22 protein-coding genes are annotated in these 26,161 nt (G+C 73.1%); 15 read left to right on the top strand and 7 right to left on the bottom strand.

The features are described 5' to 3' along the window. Positions 1–143 precede the first annotated feature (143 nt). Both ACIBQ6_RS05970 and ACIBQ6_RS05965 read right to left on the bottom strand, forming a co-directional pair. Positions 144–1,709, bottom strand: a complete 1,566-nt coding sequence (locus tag ACIBQ6_RS05970) for a sulfatase (RefSeq protein ID WP_397210446.1) — start codon at positions 1,707–1,709, stop codon at positions 144–146. Between the two features lie 373 nt (positions 1,710–2,082). Continuing rightward, positions 2,083–2,655: a TetR/AcrR family transcriptional regulator gene (locus ACIBQ6_RS05965; protein ID WP_397210445.1), complete on the bottom strand. Its 573-nt coding sequence runs from the start codon at positions 2,653–2,655 to the stop codon at positions 2,083–2,085. A 94-nt stretch (positions 2,656–2,749) separates the two neighbouring features. Between ACIBQ6_RS05965 and ACIBQ6_RS05960 the strand changes: the two genes are divergently transcribed. The 11 genes from ACIBQ6_RS05960 to ACIBQ6_RS05910 all read left to right on the top strand — a co-directional run bounded on the left by ACIBQ6_RS05960 (position 2,750) and on the right by ACIBQ6_RS05910 (position 16,055). Next, entirely contained in the window at positions 2,750–3,160 is a 411-nt protein-coding gene (locus ACIBQ6_RS05960) for an organic hydroperoxide resistance protein (protein WP_397210444.1), read from the top strand. Between the two features lie 70 nt (positions 3,161–3,230). Further along, a complete protein-coding gene (locus ACIBQ6_RS05955) occupies positions 3,231–5,468 on the top strand; it encodes an immune inhibitor A domain-containing protein (RefSeq protein ID WP_397210443.1) in 2,238 nt (745 codons plus the stop codon). 114 nt (positions 5,469–5,582) lie between these two features. Beyond that, complete coding sequence (locus ACIBQ6_RS05950) at positions 5,583–6,254, top strand: hypothetical protein (RefSeq protein WP_397210442.1); 672 nt, start codon at positions 5,583–5,585, stop codon at positions 6,252–6,254. Positions 6,255–6,319: 65 nt separating this feature from the next. Further along, entirely contained in the window at positions 6,320–6,850 is a 531-nt protein-coding gene (locus ACIBQ6_RS05945) for a PadR family transcriptional regulator (protein ID WP_352355886.1), read from the top strand. Further along, a complete protein-coding gene (locus ACIBQ6_RS05940; RefSeq protein WP_358294952.1) occupies positions 6,847–7,527 on the top strand; it encodes an ABC transporter ATP-binding protein in 681 nt (226 codons plus the stop codon). Before ACIBQ6_RS05945 ends, ACIBQ6_RS05940 begins: the two co-directional genes overlap by 4 nt. After that, a complete protein-coding gene (locus ACIBQ6_RS05935; RefSeq protein WP_397210441.1) occupies positions 7,524–9,743 on the top strand; it encodes an FtsX-like permease family protein in 2,220 nt (739 codons plus the stop codon). Before ACIBQ6_RS05940 ends, ACIBQ6_RS05935 begins: the two co-directional genes overlap by 4 nt. Before the next feature lie 7 nt (positions 9,744–9,750). Further along, positions 9,751–12,063, top strand: coding sequence for a penicillin acylase family protein (locus tag ACIBQ6_RS05930; protein WP_397210440.1), 2,313 nt, complete (start codon positions 9,751–9,753; stop codon positions 12,061–12,063). A 42-nt stretch (positions 12,064–12,105) separates the two neighbouring features. After that, positions 12,106–12,888, top strand: coding sequence for a hypothetical protein (locus ACIBQ6_RS05925; protein WP_397210439.1), 783 nt, complete (start codon positions 12,106–12,108; stop codon positions 12,886–12,888). 82 nt (positions 12,889–12,970) lie between these two features. Beyond that, a complete protein-coding gene (locus ACIBQ6_RS05920) occupies positions 12,971–14,308 on the top strand; it encodes a PP2C family protein-serine/threonine phosphatase (protein ID WP_397210438.1) in 1,338 nt (445 codons plus the stop codon). An 83-nt stretch (positions 14,309–14,391) separates the two neighbouring features. Beyond that, the gene (locus ACIBQ6_RS05915) at positions 14,392–15,375 is read left to right on the top strand and encodes a GlxA family transcriptional regulator (protein WP_397210437.1); all 984 of its coding nucleotides are present in this window, start codon (positions 14,392–14,394) and stop codon (positions 15,373–15,375) included. Positions 15,376–15,446: 71 nt separating this feature from the next. Further along, on the top strand, positions 15,447–16,055 hold the full coding sequence (locus ACIBQ6_RS05910) for a cysteine hydrolase family protein (RefSeq protein WP_358294943.1): 609 nt from the start codon (positions 15,447–15,449) through the stop codon (positions 16,053–16,055). A 17-nt stretch (positions 16,056–16,072) separates the two neighbouring features. Here ACIBQ6_RS05910 and ACIBQ6_RS05905 read toward each other — a convergent pair whose 3' ends face one another. Further along, positions 16,073–16,510 carry a hypothetical protein gene (locus tag ACIBQ6_RS05905; protein ID WP_397210436.1) on the bottom strand — a complete coding sequence of 146 codons (438 nt, stop codon included), beginning with the start codon at positions 16,508–16,510 and terminating at the stop codon, positions 16,073–16,075. A 235-nt stretch (positions 16,511–16,745) separates the two neighbouring features. On the opposite strand from ACIBQ6_RS05905, the gene ACIBQ6_RS05900 reads away from it, so the two are divergent. Continuing rightward, positions 16,746–17,132: an STAS domain-containing protein gene (locus ACIBQ6_RS05900; protein ID WP_397210435.1), complete on the top strand. Its 387-nt coding sequence runs from the start codon at positions 16,746–16,748 to the stop codon at positions 17,130–17,132. 28 nt (positions 17,133–17,160) lie between these two features. Here the strand turns inward: ACIBQ6_RS05900 and ACIBQ6_RS05895 are convergent, their stop codons facing one another. The 3 genes from ACIBQ6_RS05895 to ACIBQ6_RS05885 form a co-directional block, all read right to left on the bottom strand. Further along, a complete protein-coding gene (locus tag ACIBQ6_RS05895) occupies positions 17,161–17,523 on the bottom strand; it encodes a cupin domain-containing protein (RefSeq protein ID WP_352360762.1) in 363 nt (120 codons plus the stop codon). Between the two features lie 124 nt (positions 17,524–17,647). Further along, complete coding sequence (locus tag ACIBQ6_RS05890) at positions 17,648–19,186, bottom strand: alpha/beta fold hydrolase (RefSeq protein ID WP_397210434.1); 1,539 nt, start codon at positions 19,184–19,186, stop codon at positions 17,648–17,650. A gap of 154 nt (positions 19,187–19,340) precedes the next feature. After that, positions 19,341–22,451, bottom strand: a complete 3,111-nt coding sequence (locus ACIBQ6_RS05885) for a S8 family serine peptidase (protein ID WP_397210432.1) — start codon at positions 22,449–22,451, stop codon at positions 19,341–19,343. A gap of 122 nt (positions 22,452–22,573) precedes the next feature. On the opposite strand from ACIBQ6_RS05885, the gene ACIBQ6_RS05880 reads away from it, so the two are divergent. The 3 genes from ACIBQ6_RS05880 to ACIBQ6_RS05870 are packed head-to-tail and all read left to right on the top strand — an operon-like array spanning position 22,574 to position 24,991. Further along, the gene (locus ACIBQ6_RS05880; protein ID WP_397161828.1) at positions 22,574–23,158 is read left to right on the top strand and encodes an RNA polymerase sigma factor; all 585 of its coding nucleotides are present in this window, start codon (positions 22,574–22,576) and stop codon (positions 23,156–23,158) included. Next, on the top strand, positions 23,151–24,272 hold the full coding sequence (locus ACIBQ6_RS05875) for a CU044_5270 family protein (protein WP_397210431.1): 1,122 nt from the start codon (positions 23,151–23,153) through the stop codon (positions 24,270–24,272). Before ACIBQ6_RS05880 ends, ACIBQ6_RS05875 begins: the two co-directional genes overlap by 8 nt. Positions 24,273–24,331: 59 nt before the next feature. Further along, positions 24,332–24,991, top strand: a complete 660-nt coding sequence (locus ACIBQ6_RS05870) for a transglutaminase domain-containing protein (protein ID WP_397210430.1) — start codon at positions 24,332–24,334, stop codon at positions 24,989–24,991. 17 nt (positions 24,992–25,008) lie between these two features. On the opposite strand, the gene ACIBQ6_RS05865 is transcribed toward ACIBQ6_RS05870, so the two are convergent. Beyond that, the gene (locus ACIBQ6_RS05865; protein ID WP_358294933.1) at positions 25,009–26,097 is read right to left on the bottom strand and encodes a serine hydrolase domain-containing protein; all 1,089 of its coding nucleotides are present in this window, start codon (positions 26,095–26,097) and stop codon (positions 25,009–25,011) included. Positions 26,098–26,161 lie beyond the last annotated feature (64 nt).

Genomic DNA, 26,161 nt, shown 5'->3' with positions numbered 1-26,161 from the left:
GGCTCCCGACCGCCCCAATGTACGGGGGGACCGGCGGCCGGGGCGTCAACCGCCGGACCGAAGGAGGTCAACTTCTGCCGTACGCCTCAGCTTCTGCCGTACGACTCTGCTTCTGCCGTATGCCCCAGCTTCTGCCGTACGAGTCAGTGCAGGTGCGCGGCCGTCCAGCAGTCGGGCGCGCCGGGTTTTCCGCACGTCGTCAGCCCGCGCAGCACCCCGGCCAGGGACGCCGTCCGGGCGTTGCCGGGGTCGTTGGACTCCTGGCGGGGGTCGGCGACGGTGTTGTAGTACTCCGGCTTCGGGTCGTTCTCGTACTCGACGTACAGCTCTCCCGCAGTCCGCACGGCGTTGTAGGTGGGCGGCTGCGCGTTGCCCTGCCTCAGCCGGTCGGCGTCGGGGTCGGGCCTGCCGGGCGTCCGCGGGTCGGGCTTGACGTGCTCGACCAGCGCCGCCTGCCGCCAGTCCGCGACCTGCCGGCCCTGGACGAGGGGGAGCAGGCTGCGGCCGTCCCGGCTGTCGCGGATCGCCGGGGCGACGCCGGCCATGTCGAGGAAGGTCGCGAACAGGTCCACGTTCTGGGCGATGGCGCCGGTCACCAGCCGGTCGCGCTCTCCGGTGACCGGCCGCCTGACCAGCAGCGGGACCCGGACGTCGTGGTCGTAGGCGGTGGACTTGCCGCGGACCAGGCGGTGCTGGCCGAGGTGGAAGCCGTTGTCGCTGGCGAACACGACGTAGGTGTTGCGGCGCTCCGGCTCGGTGAGCGTGGACAGCACCCGTCCCACCATGTCGTCGACCGACTGGACCATGCGGATCCGGTCACGGAAGTCCTCGCGCAGCTCCTCGGCGCGCTTCGCCTCGATCGGGGCCCGGCGCACCCAGGACGGCTTGTCGGCGGTGTCCTCGTCGTAGGAGGGCAGGGTGGTCACGTCGATGCCGGCGCAGTCTGGGCCGCCGCAGTCGCCGTGCGGGAACTCGCCGTCCGGGAAGCGGTCCTTCGGACGGTCGCGCGGGGCGGGCGGGAAACGCGGCTCGGTGTCGCCGGGCCGGACGTCCACCCGGTTGTGCGGGGAGAAGGGCGAGACCTGGAGGAAGAACGGCCGGCCGGGGGCGTGCTCGCGGGAGCGCTCGATGAAGCCGGTCGCCCGCTGGGCCAGCTCGTCGACCAGGTAGTCCCCCTTGGAGGGGGCGATCGGGCGCCGGTCGCCCGACTCCTCCCTGATGTAGCGGGTGAGCTGGTACCTGAACTCGTTGTAGCCGCCGCCCGCGGAGACGTGCCACTCGTCCCAGCCGTCCGGCACCTGGTAGCCGGGGCGGGCGGGGTACTCGTTGATGTATTTGCCCAGGTAGCCCGTGCGGTAGCCGGCCTGGTGGAGGGGGACGGCGTAGGTGCGGCCCTCGTGCCGGGCGAACGCCTCGTAGCCGCCGCGGTCGTAGCCCTGGTTGGTCCGTACGCCGGTGTTGTGGGGGAACTGGCCGGTGAACATCGAGGCGCGGGAGGGGCAGCAGAGCGAGTCGGACACGTAGTAGTCGGTGAACGTGGTGCCGCCCTCGGCGAGCCCGCGGACCGTGTCCATGTAGGGCAGCAGGTCGGCGGACAGGTCGTCCACCAGGAAGAAGATGATGTTCGGCCGGGTGGGGGTGGCGGCGGACGCCGGGGGCGCGGGGGAGGCGATGAGCAGAGCGAGGATCGCGGCCACCGCCGCAGCCAAGCTTCTCCTGATATTTCGGGACAACGACATGACTGCCTCGTAAGCGGTGGTAGGGGAGCAACGGCGCTGCCCACTAATACCAGACAAACTACCCACAAAGCACAAAACCTCCCACACCCACCCCACCCATCACCGCAGCTCAGCAGCCTCAGGCGCGAAGAGCGAAGGGGTGAGGGAGGGGGGAAGGCCCGGAGGGCGCGGAAGGCGCGGAGGGCGTTATGGGTGCGAAGGGGTGAAGAGGGAAGGCGCGAAGGGCGCGGAGGCTGCGGAGGGTGCGAAGGGCGAAGAGGGGAAGGCCCGCAAGGTGCGGGAGGGTGGGGAAGCCGAGGGTCGTCGAAGGCGAAGGGGTGTCGCCGTTCCGGGGGTGGGTGGGTCAGGGGGTGAGGACGCGGGTCAGGGTTTCCTGGACGGTGGCGTGGACGGTGGCCGGGTCGTCCAGGTCGAAGCCCACCACCAGGCCGTCCCTGACCAGGAGGAGGATGTCGGCGGTGCGTTCGGCGTCGGCGTGGCCGTCGGCGGCCAGCAGGTCGCGGTACAGGTCGCGGTGCCAGCGCCGGTGCTCGGCGATGGCCTGCCGTACGGGATGCGCCGGATCCGGGTACTCGGCCGCCGTGTTGACGAACGGGCAACCGCGGTAGCCGGAGCCGGACCCGAACTCGCACATGAACGCGAAGACGGCCGTCAGCGTCTGCCGGGGTGAGTCCGCGCGCAGCGTGTCCACCATGGCCCGCTGCACCGCGCCCTGCTCGGCGATGTACGCCCGGACCAGCTCGTCCTTGCTCGGGAAGTGGTGGTAGAAGGTCGCCTTCGCGACGCCCGCCGCCGCGATGATCCGGTCGATCCCCACCGAGTGCACGCCCTCGGCGTAGAACAGCCGCGCCGCCGTCTCCAGGATCCGGGTGCGGGCCGGGCTCGGGCGGGGCTCCTTCGCCGTCTCTGCGCTCACCCCTTGACGTTACCAGACAGACCTGTCTAGCCTCAGGCTCAACGAACCAGACAGACAGGTCTGTCTAGTTAAATGAAACGAAGGGCAACCGGTCATGAGCATGTACACCGCCATCGCCACCTCGGCGGGCCGCGACGGGCGCGCGGTCTCCTCCGACGGCAGGCTGGACGTCAAGCTGGCCCTGCAGAAGGAGCTGGGCGGCGACGGCGAGGGCACCAACCCCGAGCAGCTCTTCGCCGCCGGCTACGCAGCCTGCTTCGCCTCGGCCATGCGGCTGGTGGCCGGGCAGAAGCAGATCGACGTCTCCGACGCCTCCGTCACGGCGGAGATCGGCCTGTCGCCCAACGGCGCGGGCGGCTTCCAGCTGGACGCCACGCTCCGCGTCGAGCTGCCCGACGAGATCGCCCCCGAGGTCGCCCGCGAGCTGGTCGAGGCCACCCACCAGGTCTGCCCCTACTCCAACGCCACCCGCGGCAACATCCCGGTCAACCTGATCATCGAGTGACGGGATCCGCGTCCCGGAAGATCGGCCGGAGGTAGAGACGGGAGACTTGAAGTGTGACATGTTACATGCCATGCGAATCACTCTCTCCGCGGCGGCCGCCCTCCTGGCGATCGCCGCGCTCGGCGTCCCTTCCGTCTCCGCCGCGGCGGCGGAGACCGCGGCGCCGCCCGCGAAAAAGGTGAGCAGGGAGATCTCCCCGCTCAGCCCGCAGCAACGCGAGCAGGCGGCGCTGCGCAGGCAGGCCGTCGAAGGCGTCTTATCCCCGGACGCGGCGACGGCCAAGGCGCGGCCCGGCCGCTCGGTCAAGGTGGGCCACCGCTACGTCGAGCTCGCCCAGGAGCGCAAGGACCAGGTCTTCGTCGTCCTGGCAGAGTTCGGCGACAAGGTGGACAACGAGACGAAGATCGACGGCCAGGTCAAGTACGGCGGCCAGCCGGGCCCCCGCCACAACGCGATCCCCGACCCGCGCGGCACCGACGACAACCACACCCTCTGGCGCCCGGACTTCGACCGCGCCTCCTACGCGAAGTCCTACTTCGCGACCGGCGGCAACTCCCTGCGCGACTACTACCGCCTCCAGTCCTCCGGCCGCTACGACCTCGACGGCTACGTCAGCGACTGGGTACGCGTGCCGTACAACGAGGCCCGCTACGGCAGCGACCGGTGCGCCCCCGAGGAGGGCGGCATCTGCTGGAACAACTGGGACCTGGTACGCGACTCGGCCAACGCCTGGTACGAGGCCGAGAAGGCCAAGGGCAGGACGGTGGAGCAGATCCGTGCCGAACTGGCCAAGTACGACGTCTGGGACCGCTACGACCACGACAACGACGGCGACTTCGACGAGCCCGACGGCTACCTGGACCACTACCAGGTCGTGCACGCCGGCGTGGACGAGACCTGGGGCGGCGGCGCGCAGGGCGCGGACGCCGTCTGGGCCCACCGCTACTTCGCCTACTGGCCCGAGCGCGGCCAGGCCGGCCCCGAGGGCAACCGCAACGGCGGCACCCAGATCGGCGACACCGGCATCTGGGTCGGCGACTACCTGACGGTCGGCGAGAACAGCGGCGTCGGCCTGACCGCCCACGAGTTCGGCCACGACCTCGGCCTGCCGGACCTGTACGCGGGCGGCGGGGACAACTCGGTCAACTTCTGGTCGCTGATGTCGTCCGGCTCCTACCTGAGCTCGCGGACCGGCCCGCTCGGCGAGTACGCCGGCGACCTGGACGCCTGGAGCAAGCTCCAGCTCGGCTGGCTGGCCTACGACCGGGCCCGCGCGGCCACCCCCTCCACGCACACCCTCGGCGTCGGCTCCTACAACACCCGCGATCCGCAGGCGCTCGTGGTGGACCTGCCGGCGCGTGAGATCAGCACTCCGCTGGGCAGGCCGTACCAGGGGGAGTGGCAATGGTGGAGCGGCAAGGGCGACAACCTTGAGCAGACGCTCACCCGGCAGATCGACCTCTCCCGGGCCACGGAGCCGACGCTCAAGGCGCACGCGGCCTACGCGATCGAGCAGGGCTACGACTTCCTGTACGCCGAGGTCTCCCGCGACGGCGCGGCCTGGACGCCGGTCGGGCAGCCGCTCACCGGAAGCTCGGACTGGCGGGAGATCGCCTACGACCTGAGCCCGTACGCGGGCGGCAGGATCTGGTTCCGCTTCCGCTACTCGACCGACTCCAACACCTCCGAGTCCGGCTTCCGGCTGGACGACGTCCAGGTGCCCGGCGTGTTCGCCGACGACGTCGAGCAGGGCGAGGGCGAGTGGACGGCGGTGGGCTTCGCCCGCAGCGGCGAGGTGGGCGTGCAGCGCTTCTCCCGGGCCTACCTCGCCGAGAACCGGCGCTACACCGGGTACAACGCCTACCTGCGGACCGGGCCGTACAACTTCGGGTGGACCGGCAGCCAGCGGGTCGAGCACTACCCGTACCAGCAGGGCGTGCTCATCTGGCTCTGGGACGCCTGGTACGGCGACAACACCACCCGCGACCACCCCGGCGAGGGCATGATCCTGCCCGTCGACGCCCGGCCCGAGCCGCTGCGCTGGGCCAGTGGGGCGGCGGCCGGGGCACGGCTGCAGGTGTTCGACGCGCCGTTCGGCAACGCGCGCACGGACCGGCTGCGGCTGCACTCGGCGGGCGTGCCCGCCGTGTTCCCGGCGCGTCCGGGCGTTCCGGTGTTCGACGACCACCGTGGCGTCTACTGGCACCCCGATCTGCCGCAGCTCGGCGTGAAGGTGCCGGACACCGGCACCCGGATCGCCGTCCTGCGTGACGGGGACCGCGCGCTGGTGCGCGTCTCGGCGTCCTAGCGGCACCCGCGGCCCGCGCGCGGAGGCGCGGGCCGCAGGTCGATGGGCGTTTACGACCGTTTTAGGTGGTTCTGGGCAGAGTTGTGGTGTTGTCTCCCATGGAGAGGAAAGATCATGACCTCTGGGCCTGACGGATTCGGCAAGGCGGAGACCCTGGAGAACGAACCGCCCAGGCGCCGATTCCCCCGCTCCGTACTGCTCGCCGCGACCACCGCGGTCGTCCTGGCCACCGGCGCCGGCGTGGCCGCCGCCTCGGCGCTCTCGCCGGCGCCGTCGCCCACCGGGACGCCCCCGCCCGCCGCGAGCCCGTCGGCCGTCCCGTCGGGCTCACCGTCCGACAAGGGACGCGGCTGGGGACGCGGGTTCGGCGGCCCGCCCGTCCACGGCGAGTTCGTCGTCCCCGACGGGCAGGGCGCGTACGTGACGGTGGCCACCCAGTACGGCGAGGTCACCGCCGTCGGCCAGGACTCCGTCACGGTCAAGAGCGAGGACGGCTACACCAAGCAGTACGCCGTCAACGCCGACACCCGGGTCAACCGCGACCAGGGCATCGACGCGATCAAGGCCGGCCAGAAGGTCATGGTCAGCGCCAAGGTCACCGGCGGCACGGCCACCGCCGTCACCGTCCACGACGTGACCGCCCGCGACGGCCGCGGCCGGCACCCCCACGGCGACGACCACTGGGGCGACAGGAACAACGACGGGAACGGCGACAGGAACGGCGGCATGGGTGGCCCCCGGCACGGCGACCACCAGCCGACGCCGTCACCCAGCGCCACCTCCTGAGGGACGCCGGCCGAATCTACGCGGTTATGCCCCCCGTATATACCCTCGGTATATAGTGCGGGGGCATGAGCGTTCCTCTTGCGCTGCTCGGCCTCCTTGAGCGGGAGCCGAGCCACGGCTACGACCTGAAGCGCGACTACGACACCTACTTCGGCCGCGGCAAGTCACTGCCCTTCGGCCAGGTGTACTCAACCCTCGGCCGGCTGGCCAGGGACGGCAAGGTCACCGCCGGGGAGAGCGAGCCCGGCGACGGCCCCGAGCGCAAGCGCTACGCGATCACCCCCATCGGCGCGCGTGAGGTCGAGGCGTGGCTGAGCGAGCCGGTCGCGGCCGAGCCGTACCTGCAGACCGTGCTGTTCACCAAGGTCGTGCTGGCGCTGATGCTGGGCCGCGACGCGGCGGCCTACCTCGACCTCCAGCGCGCCACCCACCTGCGGCGCATGCGCGAGTTCGCGCAGATCAAGCGGGGGGACTCGCTGGCCGACGCGCTGCTCGCCGACCACGGCATGTTCCACCTGGAAGCCGACCTGCGCTGGATCGACGTCACCCAGGCGCGGCTGGACGCGCTGGCCGAGCTGGTGCGGGGGTCGTCGTGATCCTGGAGGCCCGCGGGGTCAGCCGCTCCTTCGGCCGCACCCCGGCGCTGCGGGAGGCGAGTCTGGAGGTGGCGGCCGGGGAGATCGTGGCGGTCATGGGCCCCAGCGGCTCGGGCAAGTCGACGCTGCTGCACTGCCTGGCCGGGATCTTCACCCCCGACAGCGGCGAGGTGTGGTTCGACGGCAGCCGCCTGGACACCATGAGCGACGACCGGCGCACCCGGCTGCGGCGCACCGCGTTCGGCTTCGTGTTCCAGTTCGGGCAGCTCGTGCCGGAGCTCACCGCGGCCGACAACGTCGCCCTGCCGCTGCTGCTCGCGCGTACCGGGCGCAAGGAGGCGTACCGGCGGGCGGCGGGCTGGCTGGAGCGGCTGGAGCTGGCCGAGCTGGGCGGGCGGCGCATCGGCGAGCTGTCCGGCGGGCAGGCGCAGCGGGTGGCGATCGCCAGGGCGCTGGTGACCGGGCCGCGGGTGCTGTTCGCCGACGAGCCGACCGGCTCGCTCGACTCGCTGACCGGCGAGCACGTCATGGAACTGCTGGTCGGCCTGGCGCGCGAGGAGGGCACGACCGTGCTCGTGGTGACCCACGACGCCCGCGTCGCCTCCTGCGCCGACCGGGAGGTCATCGTCCGCGACGGCCGGCTCACCGACCCCTTCGCCGGTCAGGTCGCACGGTGATCGCCCTCGGCCTGCGGCTGTCGCTGGCCGGAGGCAGGGAGGCGGCCGCCCGGCTCGCGCTGATCGTCGCCGGCGTGGCGGTCGGCGTGGCGGTGCTGCTGGCCACGCTCTCCCTGTTCAACGCCTTCCAGACGGCCGGCGAGCGCACCTGCTGGGAGTGCACCCGCGGCACCGCCCCCAGCGGCTGGGCCCTCGACGCCACCGCCACCGGCGCCCTGTGGAACTACCACGAGGACTACTACGCCGGACGCCCGATCAGGCGGCTCGACGCCGCCGCGCTCGGCGGCCGGGCGCCCGTCGTCCCCGGGCTGTCCCGCATGCCCGCGCCCGGCCAGTACTACGTCTCCCCGGCGCTGGCCGAACTGCTGGACTCGGCGCCGCGCGCGCAGCTCGCCGACCGTTTCCCCGGCACGAGGGCCGGGACGATCGGCCGCGCCGCGCTCACCGGCCCCGACGACCTGACCATCGTGATCGGCCGCACGCCCGAGCAGGTCGCCGCCCTGCTCGGCACCCGGCAGGTCGACACGACGGCCGACGAGCCCGCCGTCGACGGCGACGCCGACATCTACCACTTCGGGTTCGCGATCGCGGCCGTCGGGCTGCTGCTGCCGCTGCTGGTGCTGGTCAACACCGCCACCCGGCTGGCCGCCGCCCGCCGCGAGGCCCGCTTCGCCGCGATCCGGCTGGTGGGCGGCACGTCCCGGCAGGTCAACCTGTTCGCCGCGGTGGACTCCGCGCTCGGCGCGCTGACCGGCGCCCTCGCCGGGATCGTGCTCTTCCTCCTGGTACGTCCGGCCGTCGCCGCCGTACGCGTCACCGGCTCCCGGTTCTTCCCCGACACGGTGGCCCCGGCCGCCTGGCAGTACGCGGCCGTGCTCGCCGGCGTCCCGCTGCTGGCCGGGGCGAGCGCGCTGTGGTCGCTGCGCCGCGTCCGGATCTCGCCGCTGGGCGCGCTCAGGAAGGGCGCCCCACGGCCGCCGCGGGCCTGGCGGGCGATCCCGCTGCTGGCCGGGCTGGCGCTGTTCGCGGTGCCGATGTTCCAGACCGACGACCGCAAACCGAACGCCGGTCCGGCCTCGGCGGGCCTGGCGCTGATCATGATCGGGCTGATCCTGGCCGGCCCCTGGCTGACGATGCTGGCCGCCCGCCTGGCCGCCCGGCTGACCGGCGGAGCGGCGACGCTGCTGGCCGCCCGGCGGCTGGCCGCCGACCCGAAGGCCGCCTTCAGGTCGGTGAGCGGGCTCGTCCTCGCGGTGTTCATCGGGACGGCGATCGCCGGGATCGTGCCCGCCGTGGTGGACGGCCAGCGGGCGGTGGCCGGCGGCACGCTGTCCGGCGTGCTGCGCGCGCCGCTCGGCGACCTCGGCGGCGGCGGATTGTCGCCGCGGGCCGGGGCCGAGCTGGTGGCCCGGCTGCGCGCCTACCCGGGCGTCGGCGTGCTGCCGATCCACGCCGCGAAGGAGGAGGAGAACCGGGTGATCGACCCCGAGCGGCCGCCGCCGCCCCGGGCGGTCGTCGAGTGCGCCGACCTGGCCCGCTTCCCGGCGCTCGGGCAGTGCCCGCCGGGCGCGCGGGCGGTCGCCGGACGGTTCGACCGGGTGGTGGAGGCCGACAACCCGCTCACCATCGACAAGCTGATCCCCCTCGCCGGGCCGGACAGCGAACCCGTCTCCGCCGACGGGCTCAACCTGTCCTCCGTGCTGGTCACCATGGCCGACCCGGCGACCCTGGAGGAGATCCGCACCCTGCTGGCCGGGCAGAGCACCGGCCCGCCAATGACGTTCGACGAGGTCGCCCAGGTCCGGGCGGCGCTCTACACGCAGGCCGAGAACATCGCGCTGGCCATGGTCACGCTGACCCTGCTCGCCGGCGGCTGCAGCCTGCTGGTGGCGGTCGGCGGCGGGCTGGTGGAACGCCGGCAGCCGTTCACGCTGCTGAGGCTGGCCGGCACGCCCGGCCGCACCCTGGGCGCGGTCGTGCTGCTGGAGTCGGCGTTGCCGCTCGTCCTGGCGGCCGTCGTGGCGGCCGGGGCCGGGTTCGGGGTGGCGGCGCCGTTCATCGACGCCCTCGCCATGAAGGGGGCCTCCCTGGCGATGCCGGGGCCCGCCTACTTCGCCGGCGTCGGCGGCGGGCTGGTCGCGTCCCTGCTGGTGATCTCGACCGTCCTGCCGCTGCTGCGGCGCATGACCTCGCCCGACAACGCGCGTTTCGAATAGGAGCCACATGAAGCTGCGAAAGCCCTGCGCGGCGATCGTGCTCGCGCTGGTCGCCGGCCTGCTCACGGCCCCGCCGGCCGTGGCCGCCGACGGCCGCTACTCGGCCGAGATCCGGCGCACCGAGTACGGCATCCCGCACGTGTCCGCCAAGGACCACGGCGGCCTCGGCTTCGGCTACGGGTACGCCTTCGCCCAGGACAACCTGTGCGTGCTGGCCTCGTGGGTGGTGACGTTGCGCGGCGAACGATCCCGCCACTTCGGCCCGCAGGCCCGGTCCGACGACCCGGTGCGCCCGGTCGCCAACCTCACCAGCGATCTCTACCACCGCAGCGTCGCCGACTCCGGCGTCGTCCGGCGGCTGCTGGCCCGGCCCGCCCCCATCGGGCCGAGCGCCGAGCTGCGCCAGCTGGTCGACGGGTACGTGGCCGGCTACAACCGCTACCTCGACGACACCGGCGTGGCCAACCTGCCCGACCCCACCTGCCGCGGCAAGTCGTGGGTCGGCCCGATCACCGCCGAGGACGTCTGGGCCAACCTCCTCGACCTCGGCCGCATGTCGGGCAGCTCGGCGCTCAAGGAGGCCATCGTCGGCGGCGACGACGGGGACGACGACGGGGACGACGGCCCGCGCCGCGCCCCCGGCAGCAACGGCTGGGCGCTGGGCCGCGAGGCCACCCGCGACGGCCACGGCATGCTGCTGGCCGACCCGCACTTCCCGTGGAACGGCGTCCGCCGCTTCTACCAGGTGCAGCTCACCATCCCCGGCGTGCTCGACGTCGCCGGCGGCAGCCTGTACGGCACCCCCGTCGTGCAGATCGGCCACAACAGGACCGTCGCCTGGACCCACACCGTCTCCCACGCCCAGCGGTTCACCCTCTACCGGCTCCAACTGGCCCAGGGCGACCCCACCACCTACCTGGTCGACGGCCGGCCCGAGCCGATGGGCCGACAGGAGGTCGTGGTGCCGCTCCAGGACGGCACCCTCGTCCCGCGCACCCTGTTCACCTCCCGCTACGGCCCGGTGCTGGCCGCCGGGCGCGGCGAGGAGTACGCGTACGCGCTGGCCGACGTCAACGCCGCCAACCTGCGGGCGGCCGACGAGTGGCTGGCGATGGCCAAGGCCGGCGTCCTGCGCGGGCTGCGCGCCGCCCAGGACGCCCACCAGGGCCTGCCGTTCGTCTACACGCTGGCCACGGACGTCGGGGGGACGGCGTCCTTCGCCGACGCCTCCGTCGTCCCGCACGTCACCGACGCCCAGGCCCGCCGGTGCGCCAAGCCGTCGCCCGACCCGTCGATCGACGCGTTCGTCCTGGACGGCTCGACCTCGGCGTGCCTGTGGGGCAAGGACGCCGACGCGGTCGTGCCGGGCATCTTCGGCCCCCGCAACCAGCCCGGCCTGACCCGCGCCGACTACGTCGCCAACTCCAACAACAGCCCGTGGATGACGAACCCGGCCGCGCCGCTGACCGGCTACGACCAGGTCTGGGGCGCCGTACGGACCGACGTGGAGCTGCGGCCCCGGGTCAGCCTGGACATGATCGACCGGCGGCTCAAGGGCGCCGACGGGCTCGGCGCACCCGGCTTCACCCTGGAGACGCTCCAGGCCACCGCGCGGAGCAAGCGCAATCACGGCTTCGAGCTCATGCGTCCGGACCTGAAGGCGTTGTGCCGGGAGCATCGCGAGCTGCGGGCCTCCTCGGGGGAGCGGGTCGACGTACGGGACGCCTGCCGGACCCTGACCCGCTGGGACGGACGCGCCACCCTGGACGGCGAGGGGGCCGTGCTGTGGCGGCGGTTCTTCGACGGGCTCCAGGCCCCGGTCAAGCCCGGGGAGCCGCCGCAGAGCTGGTGGCGGGTGCCGTTCGACCCGGCTCAGCCCCTCACCACGCCGCGCGGCCTCAAGCGGGACGACCCCGGCGTGCGGCGCGCCCTGGCCGACGCCGTGCTGTTCTTCCGCGACAACCGCCTGCCCCTGACCCTGACCACCGGCCAGGCCCAGCACTACGCGTCGGTCCCGATCCCCGGCTGCACCGAGGGGGAGGGCTGCTTCGACCGCGTCCGCAACTCCGGCCCGCTCGGCAAGGACGGGCGCTACGGCGACGTGAACACCGGCTCCAGCTTCATGATGGCCGTCGAGCTCACCCCGGACGGGCCGCGCACCCGCACCGTCCTGACCTATTCCCTGTCCGCCAACCCGAACTCCCCCCACCACACCGACCAGACCGCCCTGTTCTCCCGGGGAGGCTGGGTCACGGAACGCTTCACCGACGCCGAGATCCGCAGCGCCCCGCAACCGAACGTCACCACCGTGAGCGGCTGACCGGCTTGTGGAGGCCGGGTTATGCCCCTATTGTCACCCTTCGTGAAACCCCTCATGATCTTGACGATGGCGGGCGTGCTCACGGCCTCCCTGGCCGGCACGGCCGCCGCCGAGAGCGCGGCCTACCCGGTCAAGCACCCCAAGCTGATCGCCAACCCCCTCTACGAGGCGGGCCCGCTGCCCACGACCACCTGCGCCGAGCCGCAGGTCAAGCGCCGCAACCTCAAGCAGGCCCGCGCCTACGTGGACGCGGTCGTCGCCTGCCTGGAGACCACCTGGCAGCAGCACCTGACCGCGGCCGGGCTGCCGTACGAGCCGGTGAAGGTCCGGCACATGAACCGCATCCCCAAGAAGTACTGCGGCCTGGCCGTGAACGACGACGACTCGCAGACGTGGTACTGCGACAAGACCCGCACGCTGGTCTTCCAGATCGGCAAGGAGTGGACCGACGACCCGAGCGACCTGTGGCTGTTCCACACGACGGCCGGGATGTACGCGTACCACGTGCAGAACCTCGTCGGGATCTCCGACGCCTACGACGTGATCCCGTACCCCACCAAGGCGGAGGGGCGTGAGCAGGACCGGCGTAGGAATCTCCAGACCGAGTGCCTGGGCGGCGCCTTCGTCAAGAGCGTCTGGCCCCTGGAGGGCAGGTCGAAGAAGGACTGGGACTATTTCCTCACCCTCCCCGTAGGGAACAAGGAGGGCAAGTACAGCTCGTACGGCACGACCGGCGCCATCCGCTCCTGGATCAGGCGTGGCTTCGCCACCGGCGACCCCGCCTCCTGCAACACCTGGGCGGCTGCCTCCTCCAAGGTGCTCTGAGTCGTCTCCCGCAGTGCCCGTGACCAGGTGTCATGCCGGTGACCGGGGGCATGACCTGGGCGAGGGCATCTCGGGGGGTGGGGTGGGCGGACAGCGGCCGGAGGGCGGCGCGTACGGCGGGGACCTGGGGCCGTTCGGCGCCGAGAAGCTCCGGCGGCTGCAGGCCAGCCTGACGCAGATCGAGGATCTGCACGGCCGGATGGCGCGCCTGCTGGAGGCGGTCCTCGCGATCAGTTCCGAGCTGGAGCTGAACACCGCCCTCCGCACGATCGTGGAGGTCTCGGCCGACCTGGTGGACGCCCAGTACGGCGCCCTCGGCGTGCTCAACGACGAGGGCGAGTTCGCCGACCTGTTCACCTACGGCGTCTCCGAAGACGTGCACGAGGCCATCGGCCGCCTGCCGACCAGCCACGGCCTGCTCCAGGAGCTGATGGCCCGGCCGAGGCCGCTGCGCGTGGACGACGTGCTCGCCCACCCCGGCTTCCGCGAATACCCTGCCGGCCATCCGGTGATGCGCACCCTGCTGGGCACGCCGATCCTGGTCCGCGGCACCGTGTACGGCAACCTGTACTTCGCCGACAAACGGTCGGGCCTGCCGTTCACCGGCGACGACGAGCGGATCGTCGCCGCGCTGGCCAGCGCGGCCGGCGTCGCCATCGAGAACGCCCGCCTCTACGAGCGCATCCGCCGCAACACCGAGGAGTTCCAGCGCAGCCTGCTCCCGTCGCTGCCCGACCTGAACGGCCTGTGGGCCTGCGCCCGCTACCTGCCCTCCAGCACCGTCCCGCGCATCGGCGGCGACTGGTACGACGCGATCGTCCTGCCCGACGGCGTGCCCTGCCTGATGGTCGGCGACGTGATGGGCCACGACCTGCGCTCGGCCACCGTCATGAGCCAGATCAGCAACATGCTGCGGGTGCTCGCCTACGAGCACTGCGAGCCGCCGTCCCGCATCCTGCGCCGCCTCGACGAGATCCTGCACGCCCTGCACGGCGGCCCGATGGCGACGGTGCTGCTGGCCCGCCTGGAGGAGTACGGCGGCACCGACTGGCGGCTGAGGTGGGCCACCGCCGGGCACCTGCCCCCGCTGCTGCTCCCCGTCGACGGCCCCGCCCGCTACCTGCGGGCCGAGGGCGGCCACCCGCTCGGCGTCACCCCCGACCTGCCCCGGCCCGACCACGAGCAGGTCATCCCGGCCGGGTCCACGCTGCTGCTCTACACCGACGGGCTCGTCGAGGACCCCGCGCACGGCCTCGACCGGGGCATGGAGAGCCTGGTCCGCACCGCCTCCCGGCTACGCCACCTGCCCCTGGAGGAGATGTGCGAGCTGCTGCTCGTCCACCGGGGCGACCGCTTCACCGACGACGTCGCCCTGCTGGCCCTGCGGCTCGGCGAACCGGCCGGCCTGCACGCCGGCTGACCGGTTCCGTCGCCTGGTCGATGGCCAGATGTGCCAGATAACTGTCGTTGCGGACATTCCGCCAGTTCGGTGAGAATCGGGTCATGCCCGCTGCCCACCGCGTCGTCATCGCGCTCTTCCCGGACGTCGACCTGCTCGACGTCACCGGCCCGGCCGAGGTGTTCGCCCTGGCCAACCGGGTCGCCGGTCGCGCCCTGTACGACGTGCGGCTGGCCGGGCCCCAGGGCGGCCAGGTCACCACGTCCGCCGGGGTGCGGCTGGTCGCCGATCTGACGTTCGACCAGGTCGGCGACCAGGTGGACACCCTGGTGGTGCCCGGCGCGGTGACCGTCACGCCCGACGGGCCCCGCGCCCTGACGGACGCCGAGGTGGTCGCCTGGGTACGGCGGACCGCTCCGGGCGCCCGCCGGGTGGCCTCGGTGTGCGTCGGCGCGCACATCCTGGCCGAGGCCGGCCTCCTGGACGGCCTGACCGCCACCACCCACTGGTCCACGGCCGGGCAACTGGCCGCGGACCACCCCAGGGTCACCGTCGACCCCGACCCGATCTTCCTGCGCTCCAGCGGCCGGATCTGGACGGGCGCGGGCATCAGCGCCTGCCTCGACCTGACCCTCGCGCTGGTGGCCGAGGACCACGGCGAGGAGACGGCCCTCGCGGTGGCCCGCGAACTGGTCGTCTACCTCAAGCGTCAGGGCGGACAGAGCCAGTTCAGCGTCCCGCTGACCCGGGCCGCCTCGGGCCGCCGCGACATCGACGACCTGCGCCTGTGGATCGCCGAGCACCTCGCCGAGGAGCTGACCACGGTCGAGCTGGCGGCGCGGATGGGGCTGAGTCAGCGTCAGTTCACCCGGGTGTTCCGGCAGCAGACCGGCTTCACCCTGGCCGCGTACGTCGAGTCGGCGCGCGTCGAGGTGGCGCGCCGGCTGCTGGAGACCACCGACCTGCCGCTGCCCCGGGTGGCCGCCGACAGCGGGCTCGGCTCGGTGGAGACCCTGCACCGCGCCTTCCGCCGCCGTCTGGGCACCGGCCCCGGCACCTACCGCCGCCGTTTCCGCACGGTGGCCTGATCCCCTCTCTCCGCGCGTACGCCGTCCGAGCCGGGCGGCGGCGCGAGCCTGTCCGAAAGGAAACCCCTGCCATGAGCAGCACCGTCTCGCCCACCCTGCGCCAGGTCGTCGGCCTGCCGGCCGAGCCCGCCCGGCTGGCCGACTCGACCCTCGTGCTGATCGACTACCAGAACACCTACAGCACCGGCGTCATGGCCCTGCCGGACGCCGGACAGGCCCTCGCGGCCGGCGCCCGCCTGCTGGAGCGCGCCCGCGCCGCCGGGGCCCGCGTCGTGCACGTCGTCAACGACGGCGGCCCCGGCAGCCCGTACGACGTCCGCGCCGAGATCGGGGCGATCAGCGCGCCGGTCGCGCCGCGCGAGGGGGAGCCGGTGGTGGTCAAGACGTTCCCCGACGCCTTCCACCAGACCGAGCTCCAGGACGTCCTGGCGGGCATGGAGGCCGGGCCCGACCTGGTCCTGGCGGGGTTCATGACCCACATGTGCGTCACCTTCACCGCTCAGGGGGCCTTCCGGCTGGGCTACCGGCCCACGGTCGTCGCCGACGCCTGCGCCACCCGCACACTGGCCGGCCCCGGCGGCGCGCCCCTGCCCGCCGACGTGCTGCACGAAGCCGCCCTGACGACCATCGGCGACCTGTTCGGCCTGGTGGTCCCCACGACCGACGCCCTGCCCGCCTGACCCGTCCGGGCCCGGGGTCAGCCGGTGGCCGGGCGGCGGCGGCCGGCGACCAGGCGGTCGGCCGGCGTCCGGTGCCGCGCGGCGGGGGCGGAGTCGGGCTGCCGGTCGGCGGTGCGCCCGGTGGCCACCAGACGGTCGGCGGGCCGGTCCGCCGTGCGGCGCTCGTCCTGGTCCGTGGCGGGCTGGTCGTCGGTGCGCTCGGCCAGCAGGCGGCGCAGCTCGCGGCGCCGGGCCAGCCTGCGGCCCGTCCCGGCGGCGATCAGGAAGGCGCCGAAGATGAACGCGGCCGCGGTGGCGGCTCCCGCGGCGAACAGCTCCAGGTCACCCACCCGGAAGGTGACGCCCATCAGCGTCAGCGCGGCGGTGGCGGTGGTCGTCGTCTGGGTGAACAGGACGACCACGGCGGCCGACCCGGCGACCATGAGCAGCAGGCCGAGCAGGACCATGGTTCTCACTCTCCTCGAACGTCGGCGATCACGTTTCGTTGCCGCTGCCCAGCATTTCTTTACTTATGTACGGGCGTGCGCCCGGCGTCGAGGAAATGGCCGCGCATTCGCATCGGGAATGGCCGCGCGGAGCATCGCTAATTGCTTCGCGAAAAAATCCGCATTGAGCAGCGGCGCTGCGTCCGGCGGGCAGGTCACGGGGTTTGTCGGCCGATGACCAGGGGAGAGCGGACCAAGAGGGGAAGTGATAGCAGTGAAAGTGGACACTTTCCGGCTCCTGGCCAACTCCGCAGGAGAAACGGTCGTGCTGCATCCGGCCGGGGACCTTGACCTGCACACCGCCGACGCCATCGAGCGTTGGGCGACCGGCTATCTCGACGGCACGCCGGCCGCCGTCACCTTGATCGACCTGTCCGACGTCGGCTTCATGGATTCGGCCGGACTCGGCGCGCTGATCGGCGCGTGGAAACGCATCACCGCCACGGGACGGACGGTGATGGTCGCCGCGCCGACCCCGCAACCGGCCAGACTGATGCGCATCACCGGCCTGGAAGGACGTCTCGGCGTACGCGCCACCGTCGCCGAGGCGCTGGAGGAGATCATTCCCAGACGGACGCACGCGCCCGCCTAGCGGCGCCCCGTCCGGAGCGCGCGCGGCGTCAGCCGTTCCTCGCCTTGGCGTAGTCGGCGGCGCCGCCCGCGAAGTCGTACAGGACGACCTGTTCGTCCCCGACCACCCAGGCGTCGTGTCCGGGCGGGCAGACGAAGACCTCGCCCGGCCCCGCCTCGGCCTCGGTGCCGTCGTCCATGCGCAGGCGCATCCGGCCCGAGACCACGAACCCGTTGTGATGCACCTGGCAGGACGACGTGCCGGCGATCGGCCTGACGGACTCCGACCAACGCCATCCCGGCTCGAACGTGGCGACCCCGAAGGTCAGGCCGCTCAGCTCGCAGATCTCCAGGTGGCCCTTCGGGAAGTCGCGCCGTTCGTCGGGCTTGTCGATGCTCTTGACCTCAATCATGGCTCACCCCCTCGTCAGCTACCTTCTTACGCTGAATTGTCCATACCGAGGGGTTGGCCAGGGCAAATATCCCTTTGTGGGGACGGGCACGGCCCGCGGTGGGGCCGTACCCGTGCCGTGCGGACTATCCGGCCCAGGGCAGCGAGTCGGACGGCCACGCCCGCTTCGTCTGCTTCTTGAGCGTCTCCTCAGGCGTGCCCACGGCGCATCGGGTGCCCTGCGGCGGCACCTTCAGGTCGATGAGGTACTGGTCGATGATGTCGGTCTGGCACTTGTCCTTGCCGTAGATGCGGTGACCCCAGCCCTCGTACGTGAGCAGCACGGCCTTCGGGCCGAGCTGACGGGTGGCGTTGGCCGCCCAGATCCACGGCGTGGCCGGGTCGTGGATGGAGTTGCCGAGCAGCAGCGGGGCCTGGCCGGTGTACCGCAGCGAGTGCGGCGGGTTGGCGGGGGCGCCCGAGTTGAGGCAGATGGGCAGGTCGTCGGTCGGGTACGGGTGGTACTTCGTGTCCGGCGCCAGGAGGCCGGCGGTACGCATGAGGTCGGCGTACTCGGCGTAGCTGTTCACCTTGAGGTTGTAGTCCTGGCAGAGGATCCGGGTCGGCAGTTCGGCGACGTCGCCCTCCACCGGGCCCCGGCCGGGCAGCGGCGGCACCCACTCGGGGGCCGGGCCGCCGTTCAGCCAGTTGATCACTTCGCTCAGCGTGCGCCAGTCGGGTCCCTCGTTGCCCAGCGCGGCGTTGTAGATGACCTGCAGCTCGGTCATCCGCTGACCGGTGCTGGGGTAGACCAGCTCGCCGCGGCGGGCCTTGTCCAGCAGGCTCTTCCAGATCGCGCGGATGTCGCGGCCGTTCAGCACGCAACTGGTGTCCTGCTCGCACCAGCCGACGAACTGGTCGAAGCCGTCCTCGACGGCCAGGGCCTCGGTGGCGAAGAAGCCCTTCACGCCGAGGCTGTGGTCCATGTTGCTGTCGAGGGCGAGCGCCCGGATGCGGCCGGGGAACAGCTCGGCGTACATCTGGCCGATCAGGGTGCCGTACGAGATGCCGTAGTAGGTGAGCTTCTCCTCGCCGAGGGCGGCGCGGAGGGCGTCCATGTCACGGGCCACGGAGACGGAGTCCACGTGGTCGTAGAGCGGGCCGGTGCGGGCCCGGCAGTCCGGGTGCAGCTTCTTGGTGAAGGCGTTCCAGGCGTCGAAGTCGGCCTGGCTGCGCATGACGGTCGGCGGCATCTGGTTGTAGACCGACGCCGAGCAGATGACCGGGTGGCTGCGGCCCACGCCGCGCGGGTCGAAACCGACGATGTCGAACCGCTGCTGCAGTTCCTCGGTGTAGGACCCGGGAGCGCCGTAGACGGCCTCCACGCCGGACCCGCCCGGACCGCCGGGGTTGATCACCAGCGAGCCGACCCTGGCGGCCGGGTCGGTGGCCTTGCGCCGGGCGACCGCGAGGTCGATCGAGGGCCCGCTCGGCTGCGCCCAGTCGATGGGCACGGTCAGCTTGCCGCACTCGGCGCTGGGCTCCTCCTCGCAGGGCGCCCAGGTGATGGTGTTCGTCGTGGTGGTGGCGGGCTTCGCGGTCGTCGCCGCGTTCGCCGCCGGAATCGGGATCAACGCCGCCAGCGCCACGAAGGCGGTGGCGAACAGTGGGAGTCTTCTCCGCAAAATGGGGCTCCAATCAACGGTCGGTGCGCCCCCCGTGGGCATCCGGCCGACCTTGATCATCGCGGTTTGTGGTTGGAAATGACGGCAAAATCGGAAATTTCCCCAAAGTTACCCAAGCGCTCCACGCGCCCCGCGCCCTTCACCGGCCGGTGGGTCACCTGATCCGGTAGGCGCGGATCACCGTCTGCTCCACGGTGTTGCCTCCGGTGTCGGCGGCGCGGGCGCGCAGGGAGACGAAGCCCGCCCCGGCCGGATGGCGCAGCCGTACGGCGCCGCCCGCGACCTTCGCCGCCCGCCAGGTGCGGCCGTCGTCGTAGGAGACCTCCACGGCCGGCTCCCGCGCCGCCCCCGCCTGCCCGCGCACGGACACCGGCACCGCGAACGCCCGGCCGGCGGGCGCGCCGCTCGCCGGGTCCAGCGGGGGCGAGAAGACGACGACCGGCAGCGGCAGCGCGCCGTCCCGGCCACCGGCTGAGCGGAACGTCCAGGCGACCGCCGTACGGGTGGAGAGCAGCTCCGGGCCGCGCTCGGCCGTCACCTCCAGCCGGTAGGCCGCCTCCCCGGCCGGCACGCCGAACCGCGCCCCCAGAGCGGGCTCCTCCGCCACCAGCTCGCCGTCCCGGTAGAGGGCGATCCGCGCCCTGGACACGCTCGACATCCCCGGATGACCGGCCCCGTCGGCGTACAGCAAGGGGAACGCGGAGATCACGTCGCCCGCGCGGGAGACGGGAGGAGTGCCCTCCTCGGTGACCGGCGCGGGACCGAAGACGCCGCGGTTCCAGGTCTCGTCGTAGGCGTGTCCCGCCTCGTACCTGCGGGGGGTCGAGATCAGGTCGGCTCCCCAGGTCGGGCCCGTCTCCGTGTACATGTTCTGCCAGCGGAGACCGCCGCCGGTGTTGACGTACTCGGTGTGCGTGAAGGGGGGCCGGAAGTCGGTCACGAACATGATGCTGAAGAACCGTCCCTCCGCGGGCCAGGCGGCGCTCGCGGCGCTCGCGTCCGCGCCGGCCGCCGGCGCGCCGTAGTCCCTGCGGATCGTGGCCAGGTCCGCGCGCCCGACCCGGCGGCTGAAGCCGGTCGGCACCTGGCCCTGGACGAACCACGCCAGCCGGTACGCCTGAGCGCTGCCCGCCAGGTCGCCGTCCGGGCCCGGCACCGCCCACTGGCCGGCGACCTTGGTCAGCAGGTCGTACCGGCCGGCCCCGACCTGCGCGGTGCGAATGCCCGGCGCGGCGTCGAACATGGTGGCGTCCGCGCCCAGGTAGTAGGGGGAACCGTCCCGCGTGCGGCCGCTGTAGGTCACCTCGGTCATCAGGTGCTTGGCCGCCGGGTCGGGCGGCGCGATGGACACCGGCCGCGCCTGAGCCGGGTCCAGCCGCAGGGACTGATCCCGGTCCAGGCGCAGGCCGGGATGGACGAGCATGGTCAGACCCTCGCCGTCCGTGGACCGGCTGTCGACGACGTAGGTGCCCTTGGCCAGCCGCAGCGTGACCCTGCCGCCAGGCTGGACGGTGACCGGGTTCCAGTCCTTCCGGTCGACGTCCGTCCGGTAGAGGGTGGTCAGCGCGTCCGCGGCGCCCGGCCGGTCGAGGGTCAGGTCGTAGCTCTCGCCCTCCTTGACCACGGCGAGCGGCGTGCTCACGGTCGTGCCGTCCCCGGCGGTGGCCTCCAGGTAGCCGCCGAGCGGCCCGTCGGCCACGTCGCCCCGGGTGTCGGCGGTGACGGTCGCCTCCGCCCGGCCGCCCGCGGGGACGGTCAGCGTGCCGGGCGACACCTCGAACACGTCCGCGCCGGCCCGCGCCGACAGGCGCAGCGTCACCGGCTCAGGACCGTCGTTGCGGTAGGCCAGCTTCCTGGTGACCGGCTCGTCGTCGTCGTGCGGCCAGGCGAGCACGCCGAAGCTGACCGACGCGGGGGAGGCGGTCACCGTCTGGCCGATCGCGCGGCCCACGTCGAGGCGGCCCGCGCCCTGGGCGTAGATCCCGGTGCCGGGCTGCGGCCGGGCAGTGGCCATGAGGGCGGCCTTGAGCTGCTCAGGCGTCCAGTCCGGGCGCAGCCCGGCCAGGATCGCGGCCGACCCGGCGGCGTGCGGGGCCGCCATGGAGGTGCCCGACATCTCGGCGTACGGGCCGTCGCCGGGGGAGTCCTTGCCACGCGCGGCGCGGATGGCGACGCCCGGCGCGGTGATGTCGGGCTTCAACGCCGAGTCGCCTGTGCGGGGACCGGTGCTGGAGAAGACGGCCAGGCGGTCGGCACGGTCCACCGCGCCGACCGACAGGGCCGCGTCCGCGGTGGAGGGCGAGGCGACGGTGCCCGGCTTGCCGTAGTTGCCGGCGGCCACGACGAACAGCACGCCGTACCGCTCGGTCAGCGTCCGGACGGCCTCCTCCAGCGGGTCCAGGCCGGGGGCGTCCGGCGAGCCGAGGCTGAGGTTGGCCACCTTGGCCCCCTGCTCGGCGGCCCACTGCATGCCGGCCAGGATCGCCGACTCCGCGCACCAGCGGTCGGCGCACACCTTGGCGTCCAGCAGGGTGGCGCCCGGCGCGACACCGCGGTAACGCTCGCCGGTCCCGGCGATGGTCGAGGCCACATGGGTGCCGTGCCCGGTGAGGTCGGCCGCGGTGTCCGTGTCGGTGAAGTTCCGGCGGGCCGCCACCTTGCCGGCCAGGTCGGGGTGGGTGTCGTCGATGCCGGAGTCCAGGACGGCGACCTTCACCCCGGCGCCCGTGTAGCCCTTCTCCCAGGCGGCGGGGGCGCCGATCTGCTTGACGCTGGCGTCCAGCGACAGGGACGCCCGGCCGTCGAGCCAGATCTTTCCCGTGCCGGAGGCGAGCGAGGCCCTGAGGTCCGGCCAGGAGCCGGCGGCGGCGTCGAACCGTACGGCGGCGCCGTTCACGGCGGGCAGGTCGCGGGTCACCGCCATGCCATGGGCGGCCAGGCCCGGCCGGCGGGCGGCGTCCGGGCCCGCGACGATGAGGGGCAGGGCGCCGGGGGCGTACTCCAGCAGGGTCGTCACGTCGAACAGGCGGGGGTCGAGCCGGCCGGCGGCCAGCAGGGGGACGGCGTCGCCGGGGACGACGCGGAGCCGGTCGCCGATCTTCTCCGTGCTGAAGACGACGCCCGTACGGCCCTTGCCGGGCGCGACGCGCACGCCGTCGGCGACGAGGCTCACCCGGTCTCCCGTGATCAGCGTCACGGTACGGGCGGGGCCGCCCGGCGGGGCCGGCAGGCCGGAAGGGACGGCTCCGAGGAGCGCGATGGTCACTGAGACCGCTGTCGTTCTGAGGATCACATGTCTTCTTGGCGGAATGCCCGCCCCCTCTTCACAGGCTGAGAGGGCGTGAAGAAGGACGGGCGCTCCCGCCAAGTAGGGGTGTGACACAAACCATGACGGTCGAGGACGAGCAGGCGATCGCCGAGTCCCTGCGCCTCCCCGAGAGGTTCGGGGTGCTCTACGACCGCTACTTTCCCGAGATCCACCGGTACGTCGCCGGCCGCCTCGGCACCCAGGCCGCCGACGACCTCACCGCGGAGATCTTCCTGGCCGCCTTCCACGGCCGGGCCGGCTTCGACTCCGGCCGTGGCGTGGTCCGCGGCTGGTTGTACGGCATCGCCACCAACGTCGTCGCCCAGCACCGCCGGAGCGAGCTGCGCCGGTTGCAGGCGATGCAACGGGCGCCGGAAGGGACGCTCACCGGCGAACAGGCCGAGGACGGGCACGAGGACCTGGTCGCCGGACGGCTGGCGGCGGCGGGCGTCAAGGACGACCTGGTGGCGGCCCTGCAGGCGATGCCGGACGCCGACCGCGACGTCCTGCTGCTCCTGGCGCTGGCCGACCTGAGCTACCAGGAGATCGGCCAGGCCCTCGACATCCCGTCGGGAACGGTCGGTTCCCGGCTGAACCGCATCAGAAGGAAGCTTCGCGCCGCCCTGGGCGGCGTCAATCCCCTGCTTGGAGACTCCCGTGGATGACCTGAACCAGGACCTGACCCTGATCCGCGACCTTTACGCGGCCCCGCCCCCCACCCCCGAGGTGCTGGCCGACGGCCGCGCCCGCCTCGCCGACGCCTACGCCTCCCCCATGGACGCCGGCGTCCGCGGGGAGGAGCGGCGCCCGGCGCTGCGGGCACTGCCGGACGGCGGGAGGCGTCGGCGGCGCTGGCCGCTCGTGGGGGCGAGCCTGGCCGGGGCGGCCGCCGTCACCGTGGCCGCCACCTTCCTCACCGCCCCCTCGACGCCTTCGACACCCGCGGCATCCGCGGCGCCCGCCCGGCTCTCGGCCGGTGACATCCTGCTGGCCGCCGCCGGCTCGGTCACCCCCGTCGCAGGCGACGGCGCGTACTGGAGGCGCGACGGCGTCATCGGCCGGTACGAACGCGCGCCCGGCGGCCACTACACCCTCAAGACCACCCGCTCGATCGAGCTCTGGCTCCCCAAGGCGGCCGACCGCCCCACCTGGGTGATCCGCCAGGACCTCGGCGCCGAGCCGGCGACGCCCGAGGACGAGACGGCCTGGCGCGCCGCCGGCTCCCCCCGGACCTGGACCCTGAGCGGGGGCACGCCCCCGGTGAAGCTGCAGGCCGGCCCCGGCGAGCGCGACGCCGTACGCGACGACAGCGGCAAGACGCTCACCCTGCTGGGCACGCCTATGACGCCCGCCACCCTGAACGCCCTGCCGACCACCCCGGAAGGGCTGCGCGACACCCTCGAACGCGTCGTGTCCAAGGGGTACGGCAAGGAGCGGGTGGACATGAACGCCCAGCTCTTCGAGACCGGCGTGCGGCTCGTCATGAACTTCCCGACCTCGCCGGAGGTGCGGGCGGCGACGTACCGCATGCTGGCCGCGCTCCCGGGGGCGAGCGCGGAGAACGAGGCCACCGACCCGCTCGGCCGTAAGGGCCAGGCGGTCAGCCGGCCGGCCGGGCCGGGTGAGCGATACCGGTTCGTCGTGGACACCGCCACCGGCCTGCCGCTGGCCCTGGAGTCGACGATCGGCCAGGACCGCTCGTACGAGGCGATCAGGACGGCCGCCTGGACCGACGACGAGCCCCGGCTCCCGGCCCTGCGCCGTGACATGAACCGCTGACCCACGTCGCGACGGGGGCGGCGGCACGTTCCCGAAGGGGGCGGGCTACCGTGGCGGGCATGAGTGAAGGGGGACTATTCGGCACCGCCGCCACGGCCATCCTCGATTGGCATCACCCCCGCGTCACCGCCCTGGCCGCGCGACTCCCCGGAGAGGGGACGCCGCCGCGCGCCCTGGTACGCGCCGCGCACAGCCTGATCAGCCGGACCGTCCGCCCGGTGTACGCGATGAACGACGAGCAGCCGGTCTCCGTGACCGTCGCCCGCGGCCGGGGTTCGTGCAGCCAGCGCATGGCCGTGCTGGAGTCGCTGGCCCGCGCCCGGGGGATCGCCACCCGCGTCAGGGGCCGGGTGGTCGACGGCGCGTTCTGGCACTCGCGCTTCCCCCGGATGCGGGCGCTGGTCCCCGACGACGTCATCCTGGCCTGGCCGGAGTTCCTGCTCGACGGGGCCTGGGGGCCGATCTCCGAGCTGTTCGACGGCCTGTGCGTCACCTCCGGCTTCGGCAACGACGGCCCCGAGACCCTCTTCGACGCCGTCACCCGGACGGTCGTGGACTGGGACGGCACGTCCTCACCCAAGTGCGATCTGTCCGCCCGGGTCCGCGCGGACCTGGGCTACTTCGGCTCTCGGGACGAGCTGTTCCGGAAGCACGGCCAGACGTCGTGCCCGGCGGCCCGGCTGGTCGCCGATCCCGTGCTGAGCCGGCGGTCCGCCTAGCGGGCGCGCGGGGCCGGTCAGCGGGTGCACAGGGCGGTGTCGAAGGCGGCGATCAGGAGATCGCGGGCCTTGCCGCCGTTGGCCGAACCCGTGGCGTAGACGGTGACCGTGCGGCCGTCGCGGTCGCGGCCGCTGAAGGTGGACACGCCCGGGACGTCGCCGCCGTGCCCCCACAACTTCCCGCCGCAGCTCAGCGGGATCTCCATGACGCCGTAGCCGTAGCGGGCGCCCTTGGGCCAGCCGGGCCGGTCGACGTCGACGTACGAACCGGATGTGACGGACTGCGCCCGCCAGAACGTGCTCAGGTCGCGCGGCGTCGAGACCAGCCCGCCGCTGGCGCCGAGCGCGTGGCCGGGCAGCCGGGTCACGTCGACGACGCCGTCCTTCGGGTGCAGCGGGTGCACGCCGTAGGTGTGCGCGTGCGGGCCGCGGATGCCGGTCTCGCCCTCGGCCGGCCAGTACGTGTCCCGCATGCCCAGCGGCTTCAGCACCAGGTCGCGGCTGACCACGCGGAAGTCGCGCCCGGTCACCGCCTGCGCGACCAGGCCGAGGACCATGTAGTTGGTGTTGGAGTAGGCGAACCGGCCGCGCGGCGTCGGTTCGAGGGAGAGGGCCAGCTTGAGCAGGTCCTGCTTGCCGATCTTCGACCAGTCGGCGACGGGGGTGAAGTCCGGCAGGCCGCTGGTCTGCTGCAGGAGCATCTTCACGGTGATGTCCCGTCCGTCGATGCCCTTGCCGCGGATGACCCCCGGCAGGTACGTCTCGACCGGCTCGTCCAGGTTCACCTTGCCCTGGTCGGCCAGCTTCAGCACGGTGGCCGCGATGATCGACTTGCTCACGCTGGCGATCCTGAACCGGCCGTCGGCGCCGGGCATGGGCTGCTTCGTGCCGCGCCGCGCGGTGCCGGAGACGACCGTCGTGGTCCGGCCGTCCGGGTGGCGGATGTAGGCCACGGCGCCGGGCACGTCGGGGGAGGCGGTGAGGGCGTCCAGCCGCGACTGCACCGACGGCGCCCGCTCGGCGGCGAACGCCGGAGCCATCGGTGCGAGCGCCAGCGGGACGATCACGAGCAGGGCGAGTGCGCGCCGGGCGGCGGAGGAAGGCATCGGGACTCCTTGTCGCGTCGATCAAGCTATGTCCCGACTGTGGCGAATCGGCGGCTTCGCCACA

Source organism: Nonomuraea sp. NPDC049655, from assembly GCF_044465465.1.
Taxonomy (GTDB): Bacteria; Actinomycetota; Actinomycetes; order Streptosporangiales; family Streptosporangiaceae; genus Nonomuraea.
This window is presented reverse-complemented; position numbering and strand designations above follow the sequence as displayed.

What these genes read in the sequence shown, in the direction of transcription:
- ACIBQ6_RS05960 (WP_397210444.1), top strand. Translation starts at nt 2,750, where the DNA reads ATGAGCATGTACACCGCCATCGCCACCTCGGCGGGCCGCGACGGGCGC.
- ACIBQ6_RS05955 (WP_397210443.1), top strand. Translation starts at nt 3,231, where the DNA reads ATGCGAATCACTCTCTCCGCGGCGGCCGCCCTCCTGGCGATCGCCGCG.
- ACIBQ6_RS05950 (WP_397210442.1), top strand. Translation starts at nt 5,583, where the DNA reads ATGACCTCTGGGCCTGACGGATTCGGCAAGGCGGAGACCCTGGAGAAC.
- ACIBQ6_RS05945 (WP_352355886.1), top strand. Translation starts at nt 6,320, where the DNA reads ATGAGCGTTCCTCTTGCGCTGCTCGGCCTCCTTGAGCGGGAGCCGAGC.
- ACIBQ6_RS05930 (WP_397210440.1), top strand. Translation starts at nt 9,751, where the DNA reads ATGAAGCTGCGAAAGCCCTGCGCGGCGATCGTGCTCGCGCTGGTCGCC.
- ACIBQ6_RS05915 (WP_397210437.1), top strand. Translation starts at nt 14,392, where the DNA reads ATGCCCGCTGCCCACCGCGTCGTCATCGCGCTCTTCCCGGACGTCGAC.
- ACIBQ6_RS05910 (WP_358294943.1), top strand. Translation starts at nt 15,447, where the DNA reads ATGAGCAGCACCGTCTCGCCCACCCTGCGCCAGGTCGTCGGCCTGCCG.
- ACIBQ6_RS05895 (WP_352360762.1), bottom strand. Translation starts at nt 17,523, where the DNA reads ATGATTGAGGTCAAGAGCATCGACAAGCCCGACGAACGGCGCGACTTC.
- ACIBQ6_RS05880 (WP_397161828.1), top strand. Translation starts at nt 22,574, where the DNA reads ATGACGGTCGAGGACGAGCAGGCGATCGCCGAGTCCCTGCGCCTCCCC.
- ACIBQ6_RS05870 (WP_397210430.1), top strand. Translation starts at nt 24,332, where the DNA reads ATGAGTGAAGGGGGACTATTCGGCACCGCCGCCACGGCCATCCTCGAT.
- ACIBQ6_RS05865 (WP_358294933.1), bottom strand. Translation starts at nt 26,097, where the DNA reads ATGCCTTCCTCCGCCGCCCGGCGCGCACTCGCCCTGCTCGTGATCGTC.